Consider the following 17,596-nt stretch of genomic DNA (forward strand, 5'->3'; position numbering starts at 1 on the left):
GTTAAGCAAAGGTAATACGTAATGTTTTATGTTATTAGATTTTTTCTATTATTTTTATTTATAGTCACTATAAGTATATCTTATACCACTAGGAAATAAAGATTTTATCAAGGTCTTCCTTGCAAATAGGCTTTAAAAAATAACCTCTCACAGCGCCGTTAAACTCCTTAGATCTGTTAATATCTACCTCATTATTCGATGAACTTATCATATAAATAGTCGGTCGCTTTGGTAAATCTGCGAGTTTACCAAATTCGTCCAGAAACTGCCAGCCGTTCATAATAGGCATATTAACATCCAACAATATAAGATCCGGCAGATTATCCTCTGTAGCGTTGTTTTTGATATGCTCTATAGCATCATGCCCATTCAGAAAGAATGTAGATGCCACATCGATTCCATTTTGCTTAAAAAGGTTCTTAAGCAAAAAATGGTATATTTTATCGTCGTCTATAACGTACAGACTGCTAATTTTCTTCATCAAAATAAATTTTAAAAGTGGTCCCTTTGTTTAACTCGCTGCTCACTTCTATCTTGCCTCCCATTGCTTCTACCTGGTTTTTGGTTATAAATAAACCTATACCCCTTGCATTTTGGTTTTTATGAAAGGTTTTGTACATACCAAAAAGCGAATTCTTGTGCTTTTTTAAATCAATCCCCACTCCGTTATCTGAAATAGAAAGGACTTTTTTCCCGTCTACAATCTCATAATCATATGATATCATAGGCTTCCTGTCGGGGCTGGAATACTTTATGGCATTTGTGGTAAAATTAAGCAATATACTCTCAAGATAAGCAGAGTTATAATTTACTGTTACATCAAGAGGTATATTAATTTCTATATTAACACTGTGCTTTTTAATTTCGTTATGTAATATATTAAGTATGTTTTTAAGGTAATGCCTTAAATTAAGCTTCTCCTTAACGTTCTTTATTTCTGTTTGTATCTCTACAAGTTCTTTTAGATGGCTTATGGTAATGCTAAGCCCGTCTGAAATGGCTTCAAGATGCTGAAGCATTTCCTCTTTTTCCTCTTCATCTGCTGTCTTAAACAGATCCAACAGCATTTTAAGGTTACTGGCGTGCGACCTTAAGTTATGCGATACTATGTGTGCAAAGTTGTTAAGCCTGTTGTTCTGGCTTACTATAATATTAATAGTGTTGCCTAACTCTACCTCTTTTTCTTTCAACTGCGTAATATCTTTTAATGTGCCAATTGCTCTTGTAGGCTTTCCTTCCGGATTATAAGCAGATATACGCCCCCTGCTTAATACCCAGCGATATTTACCTTGTGCTGTAAGTATCCTGTAAATACTTTCGTAGGTAGCATTCTTCTTTTTAAGGTAAATTTCTTTATTTCTTATATATGTTTCTTTGTCATCAGGATGTATATGGTCTGTCCAGTACGAAATAGGACAATTGCCCTCCACCTCTCTGTTACCTAAGATTTTCATAAGTTGAGCAGAAAGATAAACGGTTTCATTAGCCATATCATAATCCCAAATGCCTTCAGATGCAGCCTTAAGCGCATAATTATAACGCTGTTCAGACACATGCAGCCTTGCTTCCTGTTCTTTATGGTCAGTAATATCGGTAGCTCTGCCGTAAAAGCTTACAGAGCCGTCTTTTTCTTTTTCCGGTTTTGCAGTAACGCGCATCCATCGCAGTCCTTTTAATGGTAGATTCAATCTATAAGTATGATCCCACTTTACATTTTTCTTTCGTGAACTTTCAAGGCTTTTTATAAAAGGAGGGATATCTTCCGGGATAATTCTCTCAAAGAAAATCTTTTCCGGGCCTGATGCTATAGTTTCCAGAGATACTTCATAAAGATCGCACATACTGCGACTTAAGTAATTAATAGCATAAGAACTTGTAGCCTTTACCCAGCGTATTTTAAAAATAAGGTCCGGCACCTGGTCCAGGAGCTTTTTATAAAATTCAATTGGGTTTTCGCCATCAGGTAAATGCGGCTCATTAAAAATCTCCATGCGTATTTGGCAACGTTAGTATACGTTTTAAAATTAAGAACTTTTTATTAAAATATTTTATGTTTTAGTACAAAATTATCGCCTTGGATGATAAGTATTCAAAACATTATTAAGGAATTTACGATCTATGTGCATATAAATCTCTGTAGTCGTGATAGATTCATGGCCCAGCATTAACTGAATTGACCGCAAATCGGCACCATTTTCCAGCAGGTGCGTTGCAAATGAATGGCGAAATGTATGCGGGCTTATAGTTTTGTTTAGTTTTATTTTAGCTGCCAGGTCCTTAATTATAGTAAAAACCATAGCACGGGTAAGGCTTTTGCCCCGGCGGTTTAAAAAAAGTGTATCCTCATGCCCCTTTTGAATGGTGAGTTTATTCCGTTCTGCGTCCATATATATAGTAATATACTTTTGCGTAAAGCTGCCAATAGGTACAAACCGCTGTTTGTTGCCCTTACCGGTAATCTTGATAAACCCTTCTTCAAAAAAAAGGTCAGATACTTTGAGGGTAACAAGTTCAGAAACACGCAACCCGCAACTATACAATGTTTCCAGCATGGCGCGGTTACGTTCGCCCTGAGATTTGCCTTCCCTGTCGGTTTTATTTAGCTCAATAGCGTTGATAAGACTGTCAATTTCGGTTGTAGAGAGTGTATCGGGTAGTTTTCTGCCAATTTTTGGCACCTCAATAAGCTCCATTGGGGTCTCTTTTCGGTAATCTTCAAAAATTAAATAGTTAAAAAAACTCTTAAGACCGGAAATTATCCGAGCCCTTGTCCGCGGATTAAGCTCTGATGCAATATGGTAAATAAACTGTTGTATAATTTCTTCATCAATTTTTACAGGAGAAACATCAATCCCATTATTATCAAGGTATTCCACGAGTCTCTGAACATCAAAACAGTAATTTTCGACAGAATTTAAGGAGAGCCCACGCTCTATTTTCAGGTATGATTTATAGTCGTTTATAAATTTAATCCAACTTTTCATACGTGGTTAAAGTTATGTGAATTAAGAATGCTTTGAGAATTACGCCAATTTTAATGCTATAATTTTGAAATACAAAACTAAAACTTATAAAAAGATGAAACTATTTAAATTATTATCAGTTTGTGCATTCGGATTAGGTGTTGCAGCAACATCTTACGCACAGGATCCTAGTGGTTCAATGTCACCAAGCTTTGGTGTAAAAGGTGGTGTTAACTTTGCAACCATAAGTGGAGATGATTTTGACAGCCCCGATTCAAGAACTAGCTTTCACGTAGGTTTGTTAGCTGAATTTCCTTTAGCAGAAATATTCTCTTTACAGGTAGAGGCATTATATTCAGGACAAGGATTTAAAAGTGATATTGACGGAGGCTTTTTAGGTGGTGAAGGTAAAGCAGAATATCAGCTTGACTATGTTAATGTACCGGTACTTGCTAAAGTATACCTTATTGAAGGTTTAAGCCTTGAAGTTGGTCCGCAATTCAGCTTTAAAGTAAACGAGGAAATTGATATTGATGCAAATGCAGATGATGGTGACTTTGATCTTAACGAAGCTAAAGATTTCGAATTTGGTGTTGCAGCAGGTTTAACGTTCCAGACTAAAGTAGGATTATTTGCATCGGGAAGGTATAACCTTGGATTAACTGATATCTTTGAAAACAGTGATGCTAAAAACTCTGTTTTCCAATTAGGTATAGGATATAAATTTTAAGAAGTAGTTTCTTTTGAAAATCAAAAAATCCCATTCGCAGCTGCGAATGGGATTTTATATTTTTATAATCTCTTCTAATTAGAATTTGCAAACAATACCAAAGTTGATATTTGTTAAATCAAAACCAATATTGAATGAATCTGTAGATTCTGCACCGTCAACATCCGGTTTAGATGTATTGTAACCTAAGAATCCGAAAGTAGCTTCAAAAGCAATATGTTCAGACACAAAATAGCTTACACCCGGAGCAAGACCAACATTAAATCCATTATTTTTGGATTCTCCCGGTAAACCTTCAACTTCTGTTTTGTCTGTAACGTAATCAACACCTAATTGTCCGAAGAAAGAAAAGTTTCTTGCAGGAGTAAAGTAATATCTTCCGAAAGCACCTACCGAAAAACTGTTTGTATCCTGATCTACTGATCCGGGACCCAAAGGATTTTCTACAGATGTAGTTCTGCTTGTGTACCCTATCTGAGCTCCGATTGCAATGTTACTTGTTACAAAGTAACCTGCTTTAGGAGAGATGTTAAACTGATCTGATTTGTTATCACCGTTTTTAGTAGTTCCAAAACCAACAGAACCTGTCATAAATACATCTCCTTCAGAGAATCCTGTTACACCTGTTGTTTCCTGTGCCTGTGCATTAAAAGCAAATGCAATTACAGCCGCAGCTGATAGTAGAATTTTTTTCATTTTTAAATTGATTAAGGTTATTTTGAATTGACCGGTCAAAAGTAGATATTTTTTTACAGGAAAAAACCTCTTAAAATAATTTAGCTTTTATTTAGGATTTGTTTAACAAAAAGCCTTCCGTTACCGAAAGGCTTTCAATATAATTGCAATTGGCTGGTTTATTAGAACTTATAAGCAGCGCCAACACCAACAGTTGATATTGTAACACCATCCTGGGAGATACCTTTGTAAGAAGCGAACACATCTATCGTTTCCATTTGGTAACCTACCTTTGGCTGGTAGTAAAAACCGCCGTCTCCGTCACCGCTTCCTGCATAAATTGCATAACCTAAGTCTGCTCCCACAAAGAAAGATTCAGTTAGAGAATATTTAGCAGTAGCTGCAACAGGAATAAATCCAAAGTCTTTTACAGTTGCAGAGAAAGTCATTGGTCCTGCCGGAGTTATGATAGTCTCGTCAATGTCTTTACCTAAAAAATGTGTGTAACCTGTAGTTGCACCAACTTTAAAATCATCAGCAACATTCCAAAGGTAAGCTACATCTACACCAAAGTTAAAAGAAGAAACATCTCCTGCATCTCCAATTGGTGCTCCTACATGTATACCTGCTGTAAAACTTCCGTCCTGAGCCTGAGCAGCAAATCCAAATGCCATAACTGCAGCAACTGATAATAAGATTTTTTTCATTTGTGTTTAAATTTAATTGGTTTTGTGTTGAGGCAAACTTATTATTTTTTTTAACAAGTACTATACCTAATATTGGGTATTTTTTGTAACTTTTTTAACACACATATAGTCTAATATTCGAATTACTATAATTCCATAATCATAAAACCACATAAAATACATTAATTATCAATAAGTTAAACCGAAATACTTTTTACCAAAAAGACTCACGATATACTTGTTAAATTCAAGAGTCTCATTTATATATTTAATAAAATTTTAACATACTAAAAAAGCTAAAATACGGTTAAAAAAGTTTTATTAGTACTACTTTTCTCTACTTTTGCTTAAGTAATTTTAGTAGTTCAGTATGAAAAAAGCAGCATTTGCAGCACTTGTGTTCTTATTAGCTTATACATCTAATGCCCAATCATTTGGAATTAAAGGCGGCGTTAATTTTAGCAGCCTCAATGGAAGTGATGATGGTAGTTTTAAAAGTCTTACAAGTTTTCATATTGGTATGCTTAAAGAGTTTATATTGTTAGACAATCTTACGCTTCAGCCAGAATTACTGTATTCTACGCAGGGAGCACAGATTAAAAACAGCGACGATGACTATAAACTAAATTATTTACTGATGCCTGTTCTTGCGAAGATCTATTTAAACGAATCGTTCAACATTCACGCAGGGCCACAGTTTGGATTACTATTAGGAGAAACAAAGAATGTTACTCCTGTAGAGAGCAAAAGTTTTGACCTTGGCATTGCGGCAGGGCTTGAGTACGAATTAACCAACGGCATTTCTATAACAGGCCGTTACATATGGGGCCAGAACAGCTTGGCCGATAACGCCGATCTTAAAAACTCGGTAATACAGTTGTCTTTAGGATTTTTATTTTAACCAATTAAATTTGATAAACATGAAAAAGATCATTTTTTTATTTGCAGCGCTAGCAGGAAGCTTTGCTATGCAGGCACAGGCAATTAACTTTGGTATTAAAGCCGGAGCTAACTTTTCAAACTTCTCAGGAGATATTGATACCGATGGTATTACTAATTTTCACGCAGGTGCTGTGTTAGAACTAAACATTGTTCCTACATTCTCTGTACAGGCAGAAGGTTTATTCTCTTCTCAGGGTGCAACTTATAAAGATACCGCACTAGACATTGCAAGAGATATCAACCTTGATTACATCTCTGTACCGGTAATGGCTAAATTTTACATTCTTCCTGAAAGATTAAGCCTTATGGCAGGACCACAATTCTCTTTCCTTGTGAGTGATGCAAAAGATGCTTTTGAAACCAAAAGCTTTGATCTTGCAGCAGCAGGTGGTGTAGAACTTAAAATTATTGCAGGTTTATTTGCCCAGGCACGTTATACTGTAGGTCTTAACAACGTATCAGACGTTAGCGAAGTAGATGTTAAGAACAACGTATTCCAACTTTCTGTTGGTTATATGTTCTAAAAATTTTATATAATATTCAAAAAACCGGTCGTCTTTAAGGCGAACCGGTTTTTTTTATTTCTAATTATGTTAAAATAATCATTAACCCGCATACACACTTACCGCCTTATAGCTACATTTACACTACAAATTACACGCATGAACATTACTATTATCAACGGCCCAAACCTTAATCTTCTGGGTACACGCGAACCCGAAATTTACGGAGGCCGTACTTTTGAAGATTACCTAGCAGAACTACAGCAAAAATATCTCGGTATTAAGCTGCACTATTACCAAAGCAACATTGAAGGCGAACTGATAACAAAAATTCAGGAAGCCGGTTTTAGCCATGATGGCATAATATTAAATGCAGGGGCTTATACCCATACTTCTATAGGTATTGCCGATGCCGTTAAGGCGGTTACCGCACCTGTTGTAGAAGTACATATATCGAATACTTTTTCGCGTGAAAGCTTCAGGCATCAATCGTACCTGTCACCTGTTTCGGCGGGCGTTATTATAGGTTTCGGACTTAGAAGCTATGAGCTGGCAATACAATCGTTTATACTTTAACATCTATATGAAAAAAGCCATCTTACTATTCGTCCTGCTTGCAGGGCTTCCTGTCCTGGCACAGGTTAAAGGCTGGGTAAACTCTAAAAACGGAGAACCTATCCCCTTTGCAAGTATAGTTGTGGCTAATACCTACAACGGAACCTCATCTAACGAAGATGGAAGCTACTCCCTTATCCTTAAAGAAAAAGGGCGGTTTACTATTGTATTTCAATCTTTGGGATATAAAACCCGTGAGGTGACTATAGATGTGGTTTCACTTCCTCATACGCTTAATGTTACGCTGGAAGAAGAAAACTTTATCCTTAACGAAGTGGTTATTTCTAACAAGGATAATCCGGCAGATGCGATTATCCGCAATGCAATTGCCAACAGGAAAATCAATTCACAAAAGATAAATGGCTTTGAAGCCGATTTTTATTCGCGCGGTATCTTCAGGCTTAAAAATGTACCTAAAAAAATATTAGGACAGGAAATTGGCGACTTAGGCTCTTCGCTTAACGAAAAAGGAAGCGGTATACTTTACCTTTCCGAAACTGTATCGCACGTAAAATACCAAAAACCGGGCAAGATAAATGAGCGTGTTATTGCCTCTAAAGTCAGCGGTGACGATAGCGGCTTTAGTTACAACAATGCCGATGCTGCCGAATTTGATTTTTATGAGAACTATCTTCCGTTTGAAGTAAATGTGGTATCACCCATTGCCGATAATGCTTTTAACTATTACAGGTATCAACTGGAAAGTACTTTTTACACCAATGAAAAGCAGCTTATCAATAAAATAAAGGTTACTCCTAAAAGAGAGAAGGAACCTGCCATGACCGGATACATTTATATTGTAGACGATAACTGGCAGATCTATGCCACCGACCTTAATATTAAAGGAAGCCAGATAGAACAGGAATTACTTAACACCCTGAATATAAAACAAAACTTTGGCTACAACGCCAAAGAAAAGCTATGGACTAAAAACGTACAAACGCTTGATTTTGATGCGGGCCTTTTTGGCATTGGTTTTTCAGGGAGGTTTACCTATGTATATAGCAATTTCAGTATCAACCCTAAATTTGAGAAAGGCGACTTTAGTGCGGAGATTCTTTCGTTTGAAGAAAACGCCAACAAAAAACCGGACTCGTATTGGAATAGCAATCGCCCTATTCCGCTAACACAGGAAGAAAGCGATGATTACAAACGTAAAGACAGCCTTCAGGATATTCGAAAAACAAAAGAGTACATGGATGAAGCCGACAAAGTGCTTAATAAATTTACATGGACTTCTATACCTGTAGGATACACCTATCATAACACTTACGAAAACTGGGAAATAAATTACACCGGTATTGCCCGAAGGCTGGCATTTAACAGTGTACAGGCATACCACCTTTCGCCAGGATTCTATTTCACGCAGTATAATGCCGACAGGACATCGTATACTACTTTTGGTACCGACCTTAGTTATGGCTTCGCCGAAAAACGCTTTAGGGCTACCGGAACCATCGCACATAAATTCAATAATTTTTCTAAGAGGATAATTACCCTTCACGGAGGTAGCAGCATCGAGCAGTTTAACCCGGAGAAGCCTGTGAACAAAATTGTAAACAGTATTAGTACGCTGTTTTTCAGGGACAACTACATGAAATTGTTCGATAACAATTTTGTACGCCTAAGCTATGAGGAAGAGGTTACCAATGGGCTATACCTGTATGGTACGTTTGAATATACCCGTAAACGTTCACTATTCAACAATACTAACTTCTCAACGCTTAAAGACAAATACAAACCGTATACGTCCAACAATCCGTTATTGTTATATACCAACGACCCGGCATTAGAGGCAAATAACGATTTGCCTGCTTTCGAAAAACACAATATGTTTAAGGCATCAATTGCTACACGTATAAGCTTCGGGCAAAAGTACCGTACAAGGCCTAACGCCAAGGAGAATATTGCCGATGAAAGATATCCGCGCCTTTTCCTGAAATACGAAAAAGGTTTTGCATCCAGCATAAGCGACTACAATTTCGATCATTTTTCCGCACGCCTTACATATGATATTACACTAGGTAACAAAGGAGAACTAGGCACGAGCTTTAGAGCAGGAAAATTCTTTGGCTCTGATAATATTGCCTTTACCGATTACAAACACTTTAACGGAAACCAAACCCATGTAGGCCGTTCTGAACGTTACCTGAATGTGTTTAACCTGCTTCCGTATTATTCGCACAGCACAAACGACTCGTATGTTGAAGTTCACGCTGAGCATAATTTCCAGGGATTCATAACCAATTCTATTCCGCTGTTAAACAAGCTGAATTACTATCTGGTTGCGGGATATCATATGCTAGCCACACCAGACCGTAGTCCGTATATGGAATTTAGCGTAGGGCTTGATAATGTTGGTTGGGGAAAAGCTCGTTTTTTGAGAATAGACTATGTACGATCGTACGAAAGCGGCTTCTTAACTGATGGGGTAATCTTCGGACTGACGTTTTTGGATATACTTGAGTAGAGTATTCAGTATTCAGTGATCAGTATTCAGTGATCAGTATTCAGTGATCAGTATTCAGTGATCAGTATTCAGTGATCAGTATTCAGTGATCAGTATTCAGTGATCAGTATTCAGTGATCAGTGTTCGATGATCAGTGTTCGATGATCAGTGTTCGATGATCAGTATAAGTTGGCAATGATCAGTATTTAGCTCTGTCATTGCGAACGAAACGCAGTGGAGTGCGGCAATCTAATACAGATTGCTTTATCGTGCCTCCTCGCAGTCACCTAGACCATGAGCCAGGGCTAACTGTAAACTGATACTGATCACTGCAAACTGTGACTGCATACTGCATACTTACTTTTTCTTCTTCCTCAACACACTATCCCTGAAACCTGCTACCGGGTCTTTTTCAAGGTAGCGCACCATGTCTTCCCATGTAGTGCATCGTGTTGGGTATTTTACGCCATCAAACTCAATTGGCAGCGTAACAGATTCTACCCCCGAAAGATCTTCGTTAATATAATCTTCCAGGTCTTCTACAGAATAAAACCATTCTTTATCAAACTGTATTTTGTTTACCGTACTATCTTTTTGCAATACAGCTTCGGTCAGCTTCTTCATAGGTAACTGTGCAATTATTTATTTTTTACAAATACGTGTTTAATCTTTCCTTTTCCGGTGTCCCTTTCATCTACAACAAAACGGTCTATGCTTTTTATCAGCGCAAGCATTTTAGGGAATCCGTAGTTACGGGAGTCGAAATCAGGTTGTTTTTTAAGCATAAAGTTACCAAGCTCGCCCAAAAAAGCCCAGCCGTTTTCGTCGGCAATGTCGTTAATGCTGCTGGTAAGTAACTTAATAAGCCTTTTATCTACTTTACTAATGCTTTCTTTAGCTGCCCTTACCGATTTTCCTTCCTTAGCATCGTCTTCATGTTCATGGTCTGTGTCGGTTTTACCTAAAATTTCTATGTAGATAAACTTATCACAGGCAGATATAAAAGGTACGAGCGTTTTCTGCTCACCAATACCAATAACCTTCATTCCTGCTTCGCGTAGACGGGTAGCCAGTCGGGTAAAATCGCTATCGGAAGAAACAATACAAAAACCATCTACCTTACCTGTATACAGTATATCCATAGCATCGATGATCATGGCGCTGTCTGTAGCATTTTTTCCGGTAGAATAGCTGTACTGCTGAATAGGCGTTATGGCATTTTCAAGCAATACCTTCTTCCATCCTGCTACAGTTGGCTTTGTCCAGTCGGCATAGATACGCTTAAAGGTAGGCGTGCCATATTTGGCAATTTCCTCAAACATTTCCTTTACGTTAGCGTAAGGCACGTTATCGGCATCAATTAGAACAGCAAGCCTAAGATCCTGTATAGTGGTCATGGTAATTTATGTTTAACCCAAAGGTAGGCAAAACAATTAGAGGAGCAGAATTTTTAATAGTAGTTTATATGATGAAAAGGCCTGCACCACATGCTAAAACAAATACACCTATGAAAGCATTAAGTTCTTTTTGAAGCATAAGATAGTTTAGATTTCTGTCGCCAACAAAACATAGCCAGCGCACAGCAGCACCCATAACCTGGAGCAGTTTATGCAATCCATTAAATATAGGATTAGTTACAATGTTAGGTATATCGTCCATATTATTTAAACTCCAATAGTATAAAATTATTGTAAGGGTTTATCTCCACTAATTATTTTAGAGATGACGCCCCTCTCCTTCCCTGCATCGGCTATAAGAACACCGAAGGTATGCAATACAATAAACGGAACGGCAAAATAAAGCGACAGCACGTGTATCTCTTCCATGATATGTTCTGTACTCTCAGGACCTAACACTTTCATAAGTCCGGTAAATAGCGATGTACCTAAAAACAGGTAAAACAAGATATATACCCACGACTTAAATTTCTCATATCGTGACAACCCACTCTTTAACGGATTGGCAAATCCCATTCCCTGTATCCAGGTAAGTATAATTCGTACCACAAAAAGGCCTGTCATTACATATCCTGCTATAATATGGGTATGCCACATAGGCTTGCGTACTTTTTTACCAATAGTAGCAGCCGTATCATTGCTGATAGTTATATTCTGTTCGGCGAGGTTATCCTGAATTATGTTTCCCATACTGCCCTTGTTCATCCACCCCATTCTAAGCAATACGGTTAGTAAGATATATAAAAATGTAAAAGCGATAGCCCAGTGTAAAACCCTGCTGGCAAGGTTGAATCTTTTTTCTCTCATGGGTGCAAATTTAAATTGTATTCGCGGCTTATTACCATTGAAATTTAAAGGAATTGTTATTATTTTTTTGGAATATTGTAAGAAAACACAACCCAATGCGTTATCTCAACATAACCAATTAATTATTTTGCCCATGATGCAACCCTTTTAAGACAAATTACGTCTTCTATTTAAATACCAATTAACCTACTATAACCAAAAAAACCATGCACAAATTACTTACCGCAATTTTTCTTTTGCTGGGCGCAGCTTCTTATGCACAGATAAAAGGAAAAATTACAAGTGCTAACGGCGAGGGCATTCCTTTTGTTAGCATTACTATTGAAAACACCTACAACGGCACCACTGCCAACGAAGAAGGACAGTATGAACTGGCCGTGAAAACTCCGGGAAAGTATACTGTTATTTTCCAGTCCATCGGATTCAAAACCAAAAAAATCACTGTAAACGCTCAGACGCTTCCTTACACCCAAGATGTTGTACTTGACGATGAAAACTACGAGCTGAAAGAAGTTACCATCTCTAACACCGAAGATCCGGCGTATGCCGTGATACGAAAAGCAATAGAGAACCGTAAAATTAACTCCGCCAGAACAGGACGCTTTGAAGCCGACTTTTATTCTAAAGGTATCTTTCGTGTAAAAGATCTCCCTAAAAGAATTATGGGTCAGAAGATCGACATGCCAGAAGGTATGGTAGATTCAACGGGAAGCGGTATTCTGTATCTTTCGGAAACAGTGTCCCACATCACTTTTGAGCAGCCCGATAAACTTAAGGAGCGCATAATTGCGTCTAAAATTAGTGGTAACGACAACGGTTTTAGCTATAATACTGCTATGGATACCTACTACAACTTCTACGAAACTTATGTGGATATGGACGAAGTTCAGATAATATCTCCCATAGGATCGGGTGCTTTAGGCTACTACCGATACAAAATGGAGGGAACGTTTTTTGACGAGAACAACAACCAGATCAACAAAATAAAAGTAACGCCACGCCGCGATAAAGAGCCGGTAGTAGAAGGTTATATTTATATTGTAGACGACAGCTATGCTATTTATGCTGTGGATTTTAACCTGAAAGGTTACAGGATGCAGGTTCCATTTCTGAACAGTATGAACATTAAGCAGAACTTTACGTTTAATACCGAAAACAGGATATGGTCTAAAAACTCGCAGATATTTGATATTGATGCCGGAGCTTTCGGGATTAAATTTTCCGGGACATTTACCCACATCTACACCAATTACATTTTTAAAGATAAGTTTGAAAAGAAAACTTTTGGCAGGGAAGTAATTGTTATTGAGGAAGAAGCCAACAAAAAAGATTCTACTTACTGGAATACCACACGACCTATTCCACTTACGCAGGAAGAAGTAGCCGATTACACCAAAAAAGACAGCATACAGGAAAAATATAAATCGGTTACCTATAAAGATTCAGTTAACAAAGCTCATAGTAAATTTAAATGGCATAGTCCGGTAACGGGTTATACCTACAGAAACTCAAATGGGACATGGTTTAATTATGATGGTGTTTTACAGCTTCCGTCTTACAACACCGTTCAGGGCTGGAGCCTTGATACCAAACTTGCTATATCTATCCCTTTGGTAAAAACCGAAGACGAAACGAAGAAAAAGAATATCTATGCCAGTGCTGCCTTTAATTATGGTATTGCCGAAGACCGACTTCGTGTAAATGGTATGCTCTATTTATATGGCGTAAGCATTACCGGTGGTAACACAATAGAGCAGTTTAACCCGCAAAATATCACACCGCTTGTCAATTCGGTAAGTACCCTTTTCTTTAAGGATAACTACATGAAGCTGTACGACAAAACCTTTGCAAGAATTGCCTACGGAAAGACTTTATGGCCAGGCAGCAGTATTGGCGCCAATGTAGAATACCTTCGCAGAAGGCCGTTGTATAATAATGCCGACTGGACATTTATTAAGAACGACCATGAGTATACATCAAACAATCCGCTTGATCCGTTTAATTACACATCAGCGCCATTCCAGACACATACTTTGTATAAAGCCGCAATTGGTGCAACGTTTAACTTCGGCGTTAACTACAGGTCGTTCCCTGACGGAAGAAAAGACATTCTTAATTACGGCGAATACCCTACCCTTAACGTGCGTTACGAAAAAGCATTTGCAGGAAGCATAAAAGAGTATGAGTACGATCATGTACAGGCAAGTGCCTCGTATAAAACTACGTTTGGCAATAAGGGCGACTTTGGCATAAGTGTAAAAGGTGGTAAATTCTTTAATGCCGATGGTATCGCCTTTACCGATTTTAAACACTTTAACGGTAACGAAACCCATGTTAACTCCGGTAATCAAAACCTGAGCAGGTTTAACATACTGCCGTATTACAGCCTAAGCACTAACAATTCGTACTTTGAGCTTCATGCAGAACATAACTTTAAAGGCTATGTAATGAACAAGATTCCGCTACTTAACTACCTGCAATGGAACCTTGTTGTAGGCTACCACAATATCGCAACGCCTGACTTTAAACCATACCATGAGTTTACTGCCGGATTTGACAACATTGGAATCGGCAGCTTCAGAATGCTCCGTGTAGACTATGTACGTTCGTACCAGGGCGGTTTCCAGAGCGACGGTATAATGTTTGGGCTTAAATTTTTAGACGTGTTGTAATCTATGAAACATGTATTTTATTTGATAACCCTGCTGATTGCATTTTCAGCAGCGGCTCAAAACCTTGACGAAACCCAAAAGCTTGCCGCTACTGCAAAAATTTGGGGATTTTTAAAATATTACCATCCGCAGGTTGCCGCAGGAAAATACAATTGGGATTACAAACTGGTTCAGCTTTTACCCAAGGTAAAACAGGCTAAAACCAAAGAAGAACTAAGCACGTTATACCTTAGCTGGATAGAAGAGCAGGGTGATGTGCCCGTGTGTAAAAAATGCGATAAGGTTGGTAAAGAGTCTTTTGATAAAAATTTTGATATGTCCTGGATGCAGGACAACAAAATATTCACTCCTGAACTTTCGACTAAACTAAAATTTATAGAAAACAACAGGCTGCTGGGCGATAAATATTATGTTTCCCAAAAAGGAAAAGGCGGATCGCTGGGCATTACCAACGAAGTTACCTATAACAATTTCGGTTTTCCACCTGAAGAAGGAAGACTGCTTACGCTTTTCCGTTTTTGGAATGCGGTAGAGTACTTTGCTCCCTACAAATACATGACCGATGTAAAATGGGATGTTGTTCTTACGCAGTTCATACCAAAATTTGCAAATGCAAAAGATGCTTTAGAATATCAATTTGCGATAAATGAATTGGTAGCAACAACAGACGATAGCCATGGCACAATATACACCGACGCCAATCTTAAATTGTATGGTGCTAACCGCCCTCCATTTGCCAGTACGCTGGTAGAAGACCAAATTATTGTAACCAAACTGAATAACGATTCATTGTGCCGTATAGATGATATAAAAGTTGGTGATGTAATTACACATTCAGACGGAAAATCGCTTACGGAAAAATTTAAGTCTCAGTATAAGTATTACTGCGCATCAAATAATGCGATAAAAAACAGGCATATCGAATACATACTAACCAGCGATAATAAAACTCATAAAATAACCTTTGAAAGAAACGGTGTTATTTCAGAAAAAGAAATTCATCAATATGCACTCAGATCATATAAATATGACACCGATAAAAATGATAAAGGATACAAGATCCTGGAGAATAATATAGGCTACGCTAACCTGAGCATTCTATCGCCAAAAGATGTTGAGGAAATGATGGCAGCCTTATCTAAATGCCCTACAATTATTTTTGATATCCGTAATTATCCGCAATGGTCTATACATGAAATTTGTACTAAACTAACTTCTGAAAGCAAAGAATTTGCAAAATATATGACGGCAGATCTTAACTATCCCGGAAAGTTTAATTGGCAACCGCCCTTAAAAACCAAATCAGGGAGAAACGCATATACAGGAAAGGTAATAGTGCTTGTTAACGAAAATACACAAAGCCGTGCCGAATTTACCACTATGGCAATTAAAGCTGCTGCCAACGCAATAATTTTAGGAAGCCAGACAGCAGGAGCCGATGGAGAACTAATTTACGTTGACCTGCCCGGTGACTTTACAGCTACCTTTACAGGAAACGGAATATTCTATCCTGATGAAAAGGAGACCCAACGCATAGGTATAATGCCCGATGTTGAAATTCGCCCCACCATTGCCGGTATAAAAGCCGGTAAAGATGAAGTATTGAACAAAGCTATTGAAATAGCGAAGAAATAAAAAGTAAAAGCGGTTGTCTTAAGAGTTTCGTCCAACGGCTACAATCGAAGGAATCTCACTTTGAGATTCTTCACTTCGCTATCGCTGCATTCAGAATGACACAGCGTTATGGATAATCGCTTTCAAAGACATCCGCTTTATATTACTTTATACTGTATTTTATATTGTACGAAAATTTGATTTTCAATTTCTTAAAATCAGGTTCATTTTCTTCTATGGATTCGCCTCCATCGTAACGATTTACAACATTAGTTTGATAAAGAAGCGTACTGGTTACATAACTATTCTCTTCAACAATCATTAGAGGTTTACCCAATTGTTCGCCTATCGCTTCCAAAAGATATACAGCCTTATCTTTTGCCGCTTTAATAGCACTGATACGCACTTCTTTTCGTAGGCTCTCCATCTGAGTGTGATCGGTTTGTGTAACCTCTGCTTCATCGATATTAATGGTATGCAGCATTTCAAAAACTTTACTAACCTCTGTTGCAGAAGACACTTTCAGTACATAATTTTTACGCTCATCAAGAACAGATTTGTCTTTTCGCCTACGCTTAACAATATCTGAACTCGCACCCGATAAAGCAAGATTTTTTACATCAATTCCTATAGATCGTAATCCTTCTTTAAGCTTGTTATCCTGAGCAGTAATAGTGTAATTATCTTTATTTACTACTTTGTCGGCAAGAGAAATAGTAATATAAATAATATCGGGCACTACTTCTTTTTCGGCAGTACCTGTTACGTTAATAAAGGGAACCTCATTTTTTTCATCAATCTGGGCATTCGCAGAAATAGCAGCAAAAAGCATCGCTGCAAGTAAAAGTCTTTTCATTTTATTGGTGATATTGGTTAAGTGAGGATAACGTAATAGTATAGCAATTTCGTTTACTGTAAGGTTACTTTTATTAAATATCTTTAAGTTTCCCTGCTTGCTCTAATGTTGCTTTTAGTTCTTCAACTTTTTGCGTTCCTATCATAAAGCTGCTGCGCTCATGAAAACGTATCAGCATACCTTTGTTGCCCGATGTATTCACACACCCCAGACGCAATCCCCAGCCCCCATATTCAGAAAGAGGACTGTATTCTTTCACTTCTACACTGCTAATGCTATCCCAGGTAAAAGTACGCCACTTACCATGATAAGGTATAAAACGGTAGTGTATCCCTTCCGTATCAACCTTTGTTAATAAATGCTGCCAAAGAAAAAAAGCCACAAACAGTGAATATGCTCCTGTAAAAACAATTAACCCGGCATCGCTCATCGGCTTATCTCCAAAGGTAATACCCATGCCAATCTGCACAATGCATCCGTAAACAAACAAGGCCAACAGCCCCAATAATAGTACATATATCCACCATTGCCTGAAATTTTGCTTTTCGAAGAATAAAGGTTTGCTTTCCATAACAGTAACGTTTTGCCTTACAAATTTACATAAAAAAAGGACTGCATAAAGCAGT

The 17,596-nt window shown here is 37.8% G+C and carries 17 protein-coding genes and 1 pseudogene; 7 read left to right on the top strand and 11 right to left on the bottom strand.

The genetic code is table 11. From position 1 onward, the window contains the following. Nucleotides 1–88: 88 nt before the first annotated feature. The 3 genes from ALW18_05605 to ALW18_05615 all read right to left on the bottom strand — a co-directional run bounded on the left by ALW18_05605 (nt 89) and on the right by ALW18_05615 (nt 2,984). Complete coding sequence (locus ALW18_05605; GenBank protein ID AOE52039.1) at nt 89–481, bottom strand: hypothetical protein; 393 nt, start codon at nt 479–481, stop codon at nt 89–91. Continuing rightward, on the bottom strand, nt 468–1,991 hold the full coding sequence (locus ALW18_05610) for a hypothetical protein (protein ID AOE52040.1): 1,524 nt from the start codon (nt 1,989–1,991) through the stop codon (nt 468–470). The genes ALW18_05605 and ALW18_05610 overlap by 14 nt, the downstream gene beginning before the upstream one ends. A gap of 75 nt (nt 1,992–2,066) precedes the next feature. Continuing rightward, the gene (locus ALW18_05615) at nt 2,067–2,984 is read right to left on the bottom strand and encodes an integrase (GenBank protein AOE52041.1); all 918 of its coding nucleotides are present in this window, start codon (nt 2,982–2,984) and stop codon (nt 2,067–2,069) included. Nucleotides 2,985–3,078: 94 nt separating this feature from the next. Between ALW18_05615 and ALW18_05620 the strand changes: the two genes are divergently transcribed. Next, nucleotides 3,079–3,693 carry a hypothetical protein gene (locus ALW18_05620; GenBank protein AOE52042.1) on the top strand — a complete coding sequence of 205 codons (615 nt, stop codon included), beginning with the start codon at nt 3,079–3,081 and terminating at the stop codon, nt 3,691–3,693. A gap of 78 nt (nt 3,694–3,771) precedes the next feature. Here ALW18_05620 and ALW18_05625 read toward each other — a convergent pair whose 3' ends face one another. Both ALW18_05625 and ALW18_05630 read right to left on the bottom strand, forming a co-directional pair. Beyond that, a complete protein-coding gene (locus ALW18_05625; protein ID AOE52043.1) occupies nt 3,772–4,389 on the bottom strand; it encodes a hypothetical protein in 618 nt (205 codons plus the stop codon). Nucleotides 4,390–4,550: 161 nt separating this feature from the next. Then, the gene (locus ALW18_05630; GenBank protein ID AOE52044.1) at nt 4,551–5,075 is read right to left on the bottom strand and encodes a hypothetical protein; all 525 of its coding nucleotides are present in this window, start codon (nt 5,073–5,075) and stop codon (nt 4,551–4,553) included. A gap of 349 nt (nt 5,076–5,424) precedes the next feature. Here ALW18_05630 and ALW18_05635 point away from each other — a divergent pair, with 349 nt between their 5' ends. The 4 genes from ALW18_05635 (at nt 5,425) to ALW18_05650 (ending at nt 9,584) form a co-directional block, all read left to right on the top strand. Further along, nucleotides 5,425–5,955: a hypothetical protein gene (locus tag ALW18_05635; protein ID AOE52045.1), complete on the top strand. Its 531-nt coding sequence runs from the start codon at nt 5,425–5,427 to the stop codon at nt 5,953–5,955. A gap of 19 nt (nt 5,956–5,974) precedes the next feature. Beyond that, nucleotides 5,975–6,520, top strand: coding sequence for a hypothetical protein (locus ALW18_05640; GenBank protein ID AOE52046.1), 546 nt, complete (start codon nt 5,975–5,977; stop codon nt 6,518–6,520). 138 nt (nt 6,521–6,658) lie between these two features. Then, nucleotides 6,659–7,075, top strand: coding sequence for a 3-dehydroquinate dehydratase (locus ALW18_05645; GenBank protein ID AOE52047.1), 417 nt, complete (start codon nt 6,659–6,661; stop codon nt 7,073–7,075). Nucleotides 7,076–7,082: 7 nt separating this feature from the next. Beyond that, nucleotides 7,083–9,584 carry a hypothetical protein gene (locus tag ALW18_05650; GenBank protein AOE52048.1) on the top strand — a complete coding sequence of 834 codons (2,502 nt, stop codon included), beginning with the start codon at nt 7,083–7,085 and terminating at the stop codon, nt 9,582–9,584. Between the two features lie 337 nt (nt 9,585–9,921). On the opposite strand, the gene ALW18_05655 is transcribed toward ALW18_05650, so the two are convergent. The 4 genes from ALW18_05655 to ALW18_05670 form a co-directional block, all read right to left on the bottom strand. Beyond that, nucleotides 9,922–10,188 carry a hypothetical protein gene (locus ALW18_05655; protein ID AOE52049.1) on the bottom strand — a complete coding sequence of 89 codons (267 nt, stop codon included), beginning with the start codon at nt 10,186–10,188 and terminating at the stop codon, nt 9,922–9,924. Between the two features lie 14 nt (nt 10,189–10,202). Beyond that, the gene (locus tag ALW18_05660; GenBank protein ID AOE52050.1) at nt 10,203–10,961 is read right to left on the bottom strand and encodes a Maebl; all 759 of its coding nucleotides are present in this window, start codon (nt 10,959–10,961) and stop codon (nt 10,203–10,205) included. A 64-nt stretch (nt 10,962–11,025) separates the two neighbouring features. Further along, nucleotides 11,026–11,223 (bottom strand): hypothetical protein, encoded by a 198-nt coding sequence (locus ALW18_05665; protein AOE52051.1) that lies wholly within the window; start codon nt 11,221–11,223, stop codon nt 11,026–11,028. A 26-nt stretch (nt 11,224–11,249) separates the two neighbouring features. Continuing rightward, complete coding sequence (locus ALW18_05670) at nt 11,250–11,828, bottom strand: cytochrome B (GenBank protein ID AOE52052.1); 579 nt, start codon at nt 11,826–11,828, stop codon at nt 11,250–11,252. A gap of 206 nt (nt 11,829–12,034) precedes the next feature. On the opposite strand from ALW18_05670, the gene ALW18_05675 reads away from it, so the two are divergent. Then, nucleotides 12,035–14,500, top strand: a complete 2,466-nt coding sequence (locus tag ALW18_05675) for a hypothetical protein (protein ID AOE52053.1) — start codon at nt 12,035–12,037, stop codon at nt 14,498–14,500. 96 nt (nt 14,501–14,596) lie between these two features. Next, nucleotides 14,597–16,135, top strand: a pseudogene (locus ALW18_05680) (hypothetical protein). A gap of 142 nt (nt 16,136–16,277) precedes the next feature. Here the strand turns inward: ALW18_05680 and ALW18_05685 are convergent. Then, complete coding sequence (locus tag ALW18_05685) at nt 16,278–16,970, bottom strand: hypothetical protein (GenBank protein ID AOE52054.1); 693 nt, start codon at nt 16,968–16,970, stop codon at nt 16,278–16,280. Nucleotides 16,971–17,043: 73 nt separating this feature from the next. Continuing rightward, a complete protein-coding gene (locus ALW18_05690) occupies nt 17,044–17,541 on the bottom strand; it encodes a hypothetical protein (protein AOE52055.1) in 498 nt (165 codons plus the stop codon). Nucleotides 17,542–17,596: the final 55 nt, after the last annotated feature.

The sequence above is a fragment of the Flavobacterium psychrophilum genome (assembly GCA_001708385.1).
In the GTDB taxonomy this organism is placed as follows: domain Bacteria; phylum Bacteroidota; class Bacteroidia; order Flavobacteriales; family Flavobacteriaceae; genus Flavobacterium; species Flavobacterium psychrophilum_A.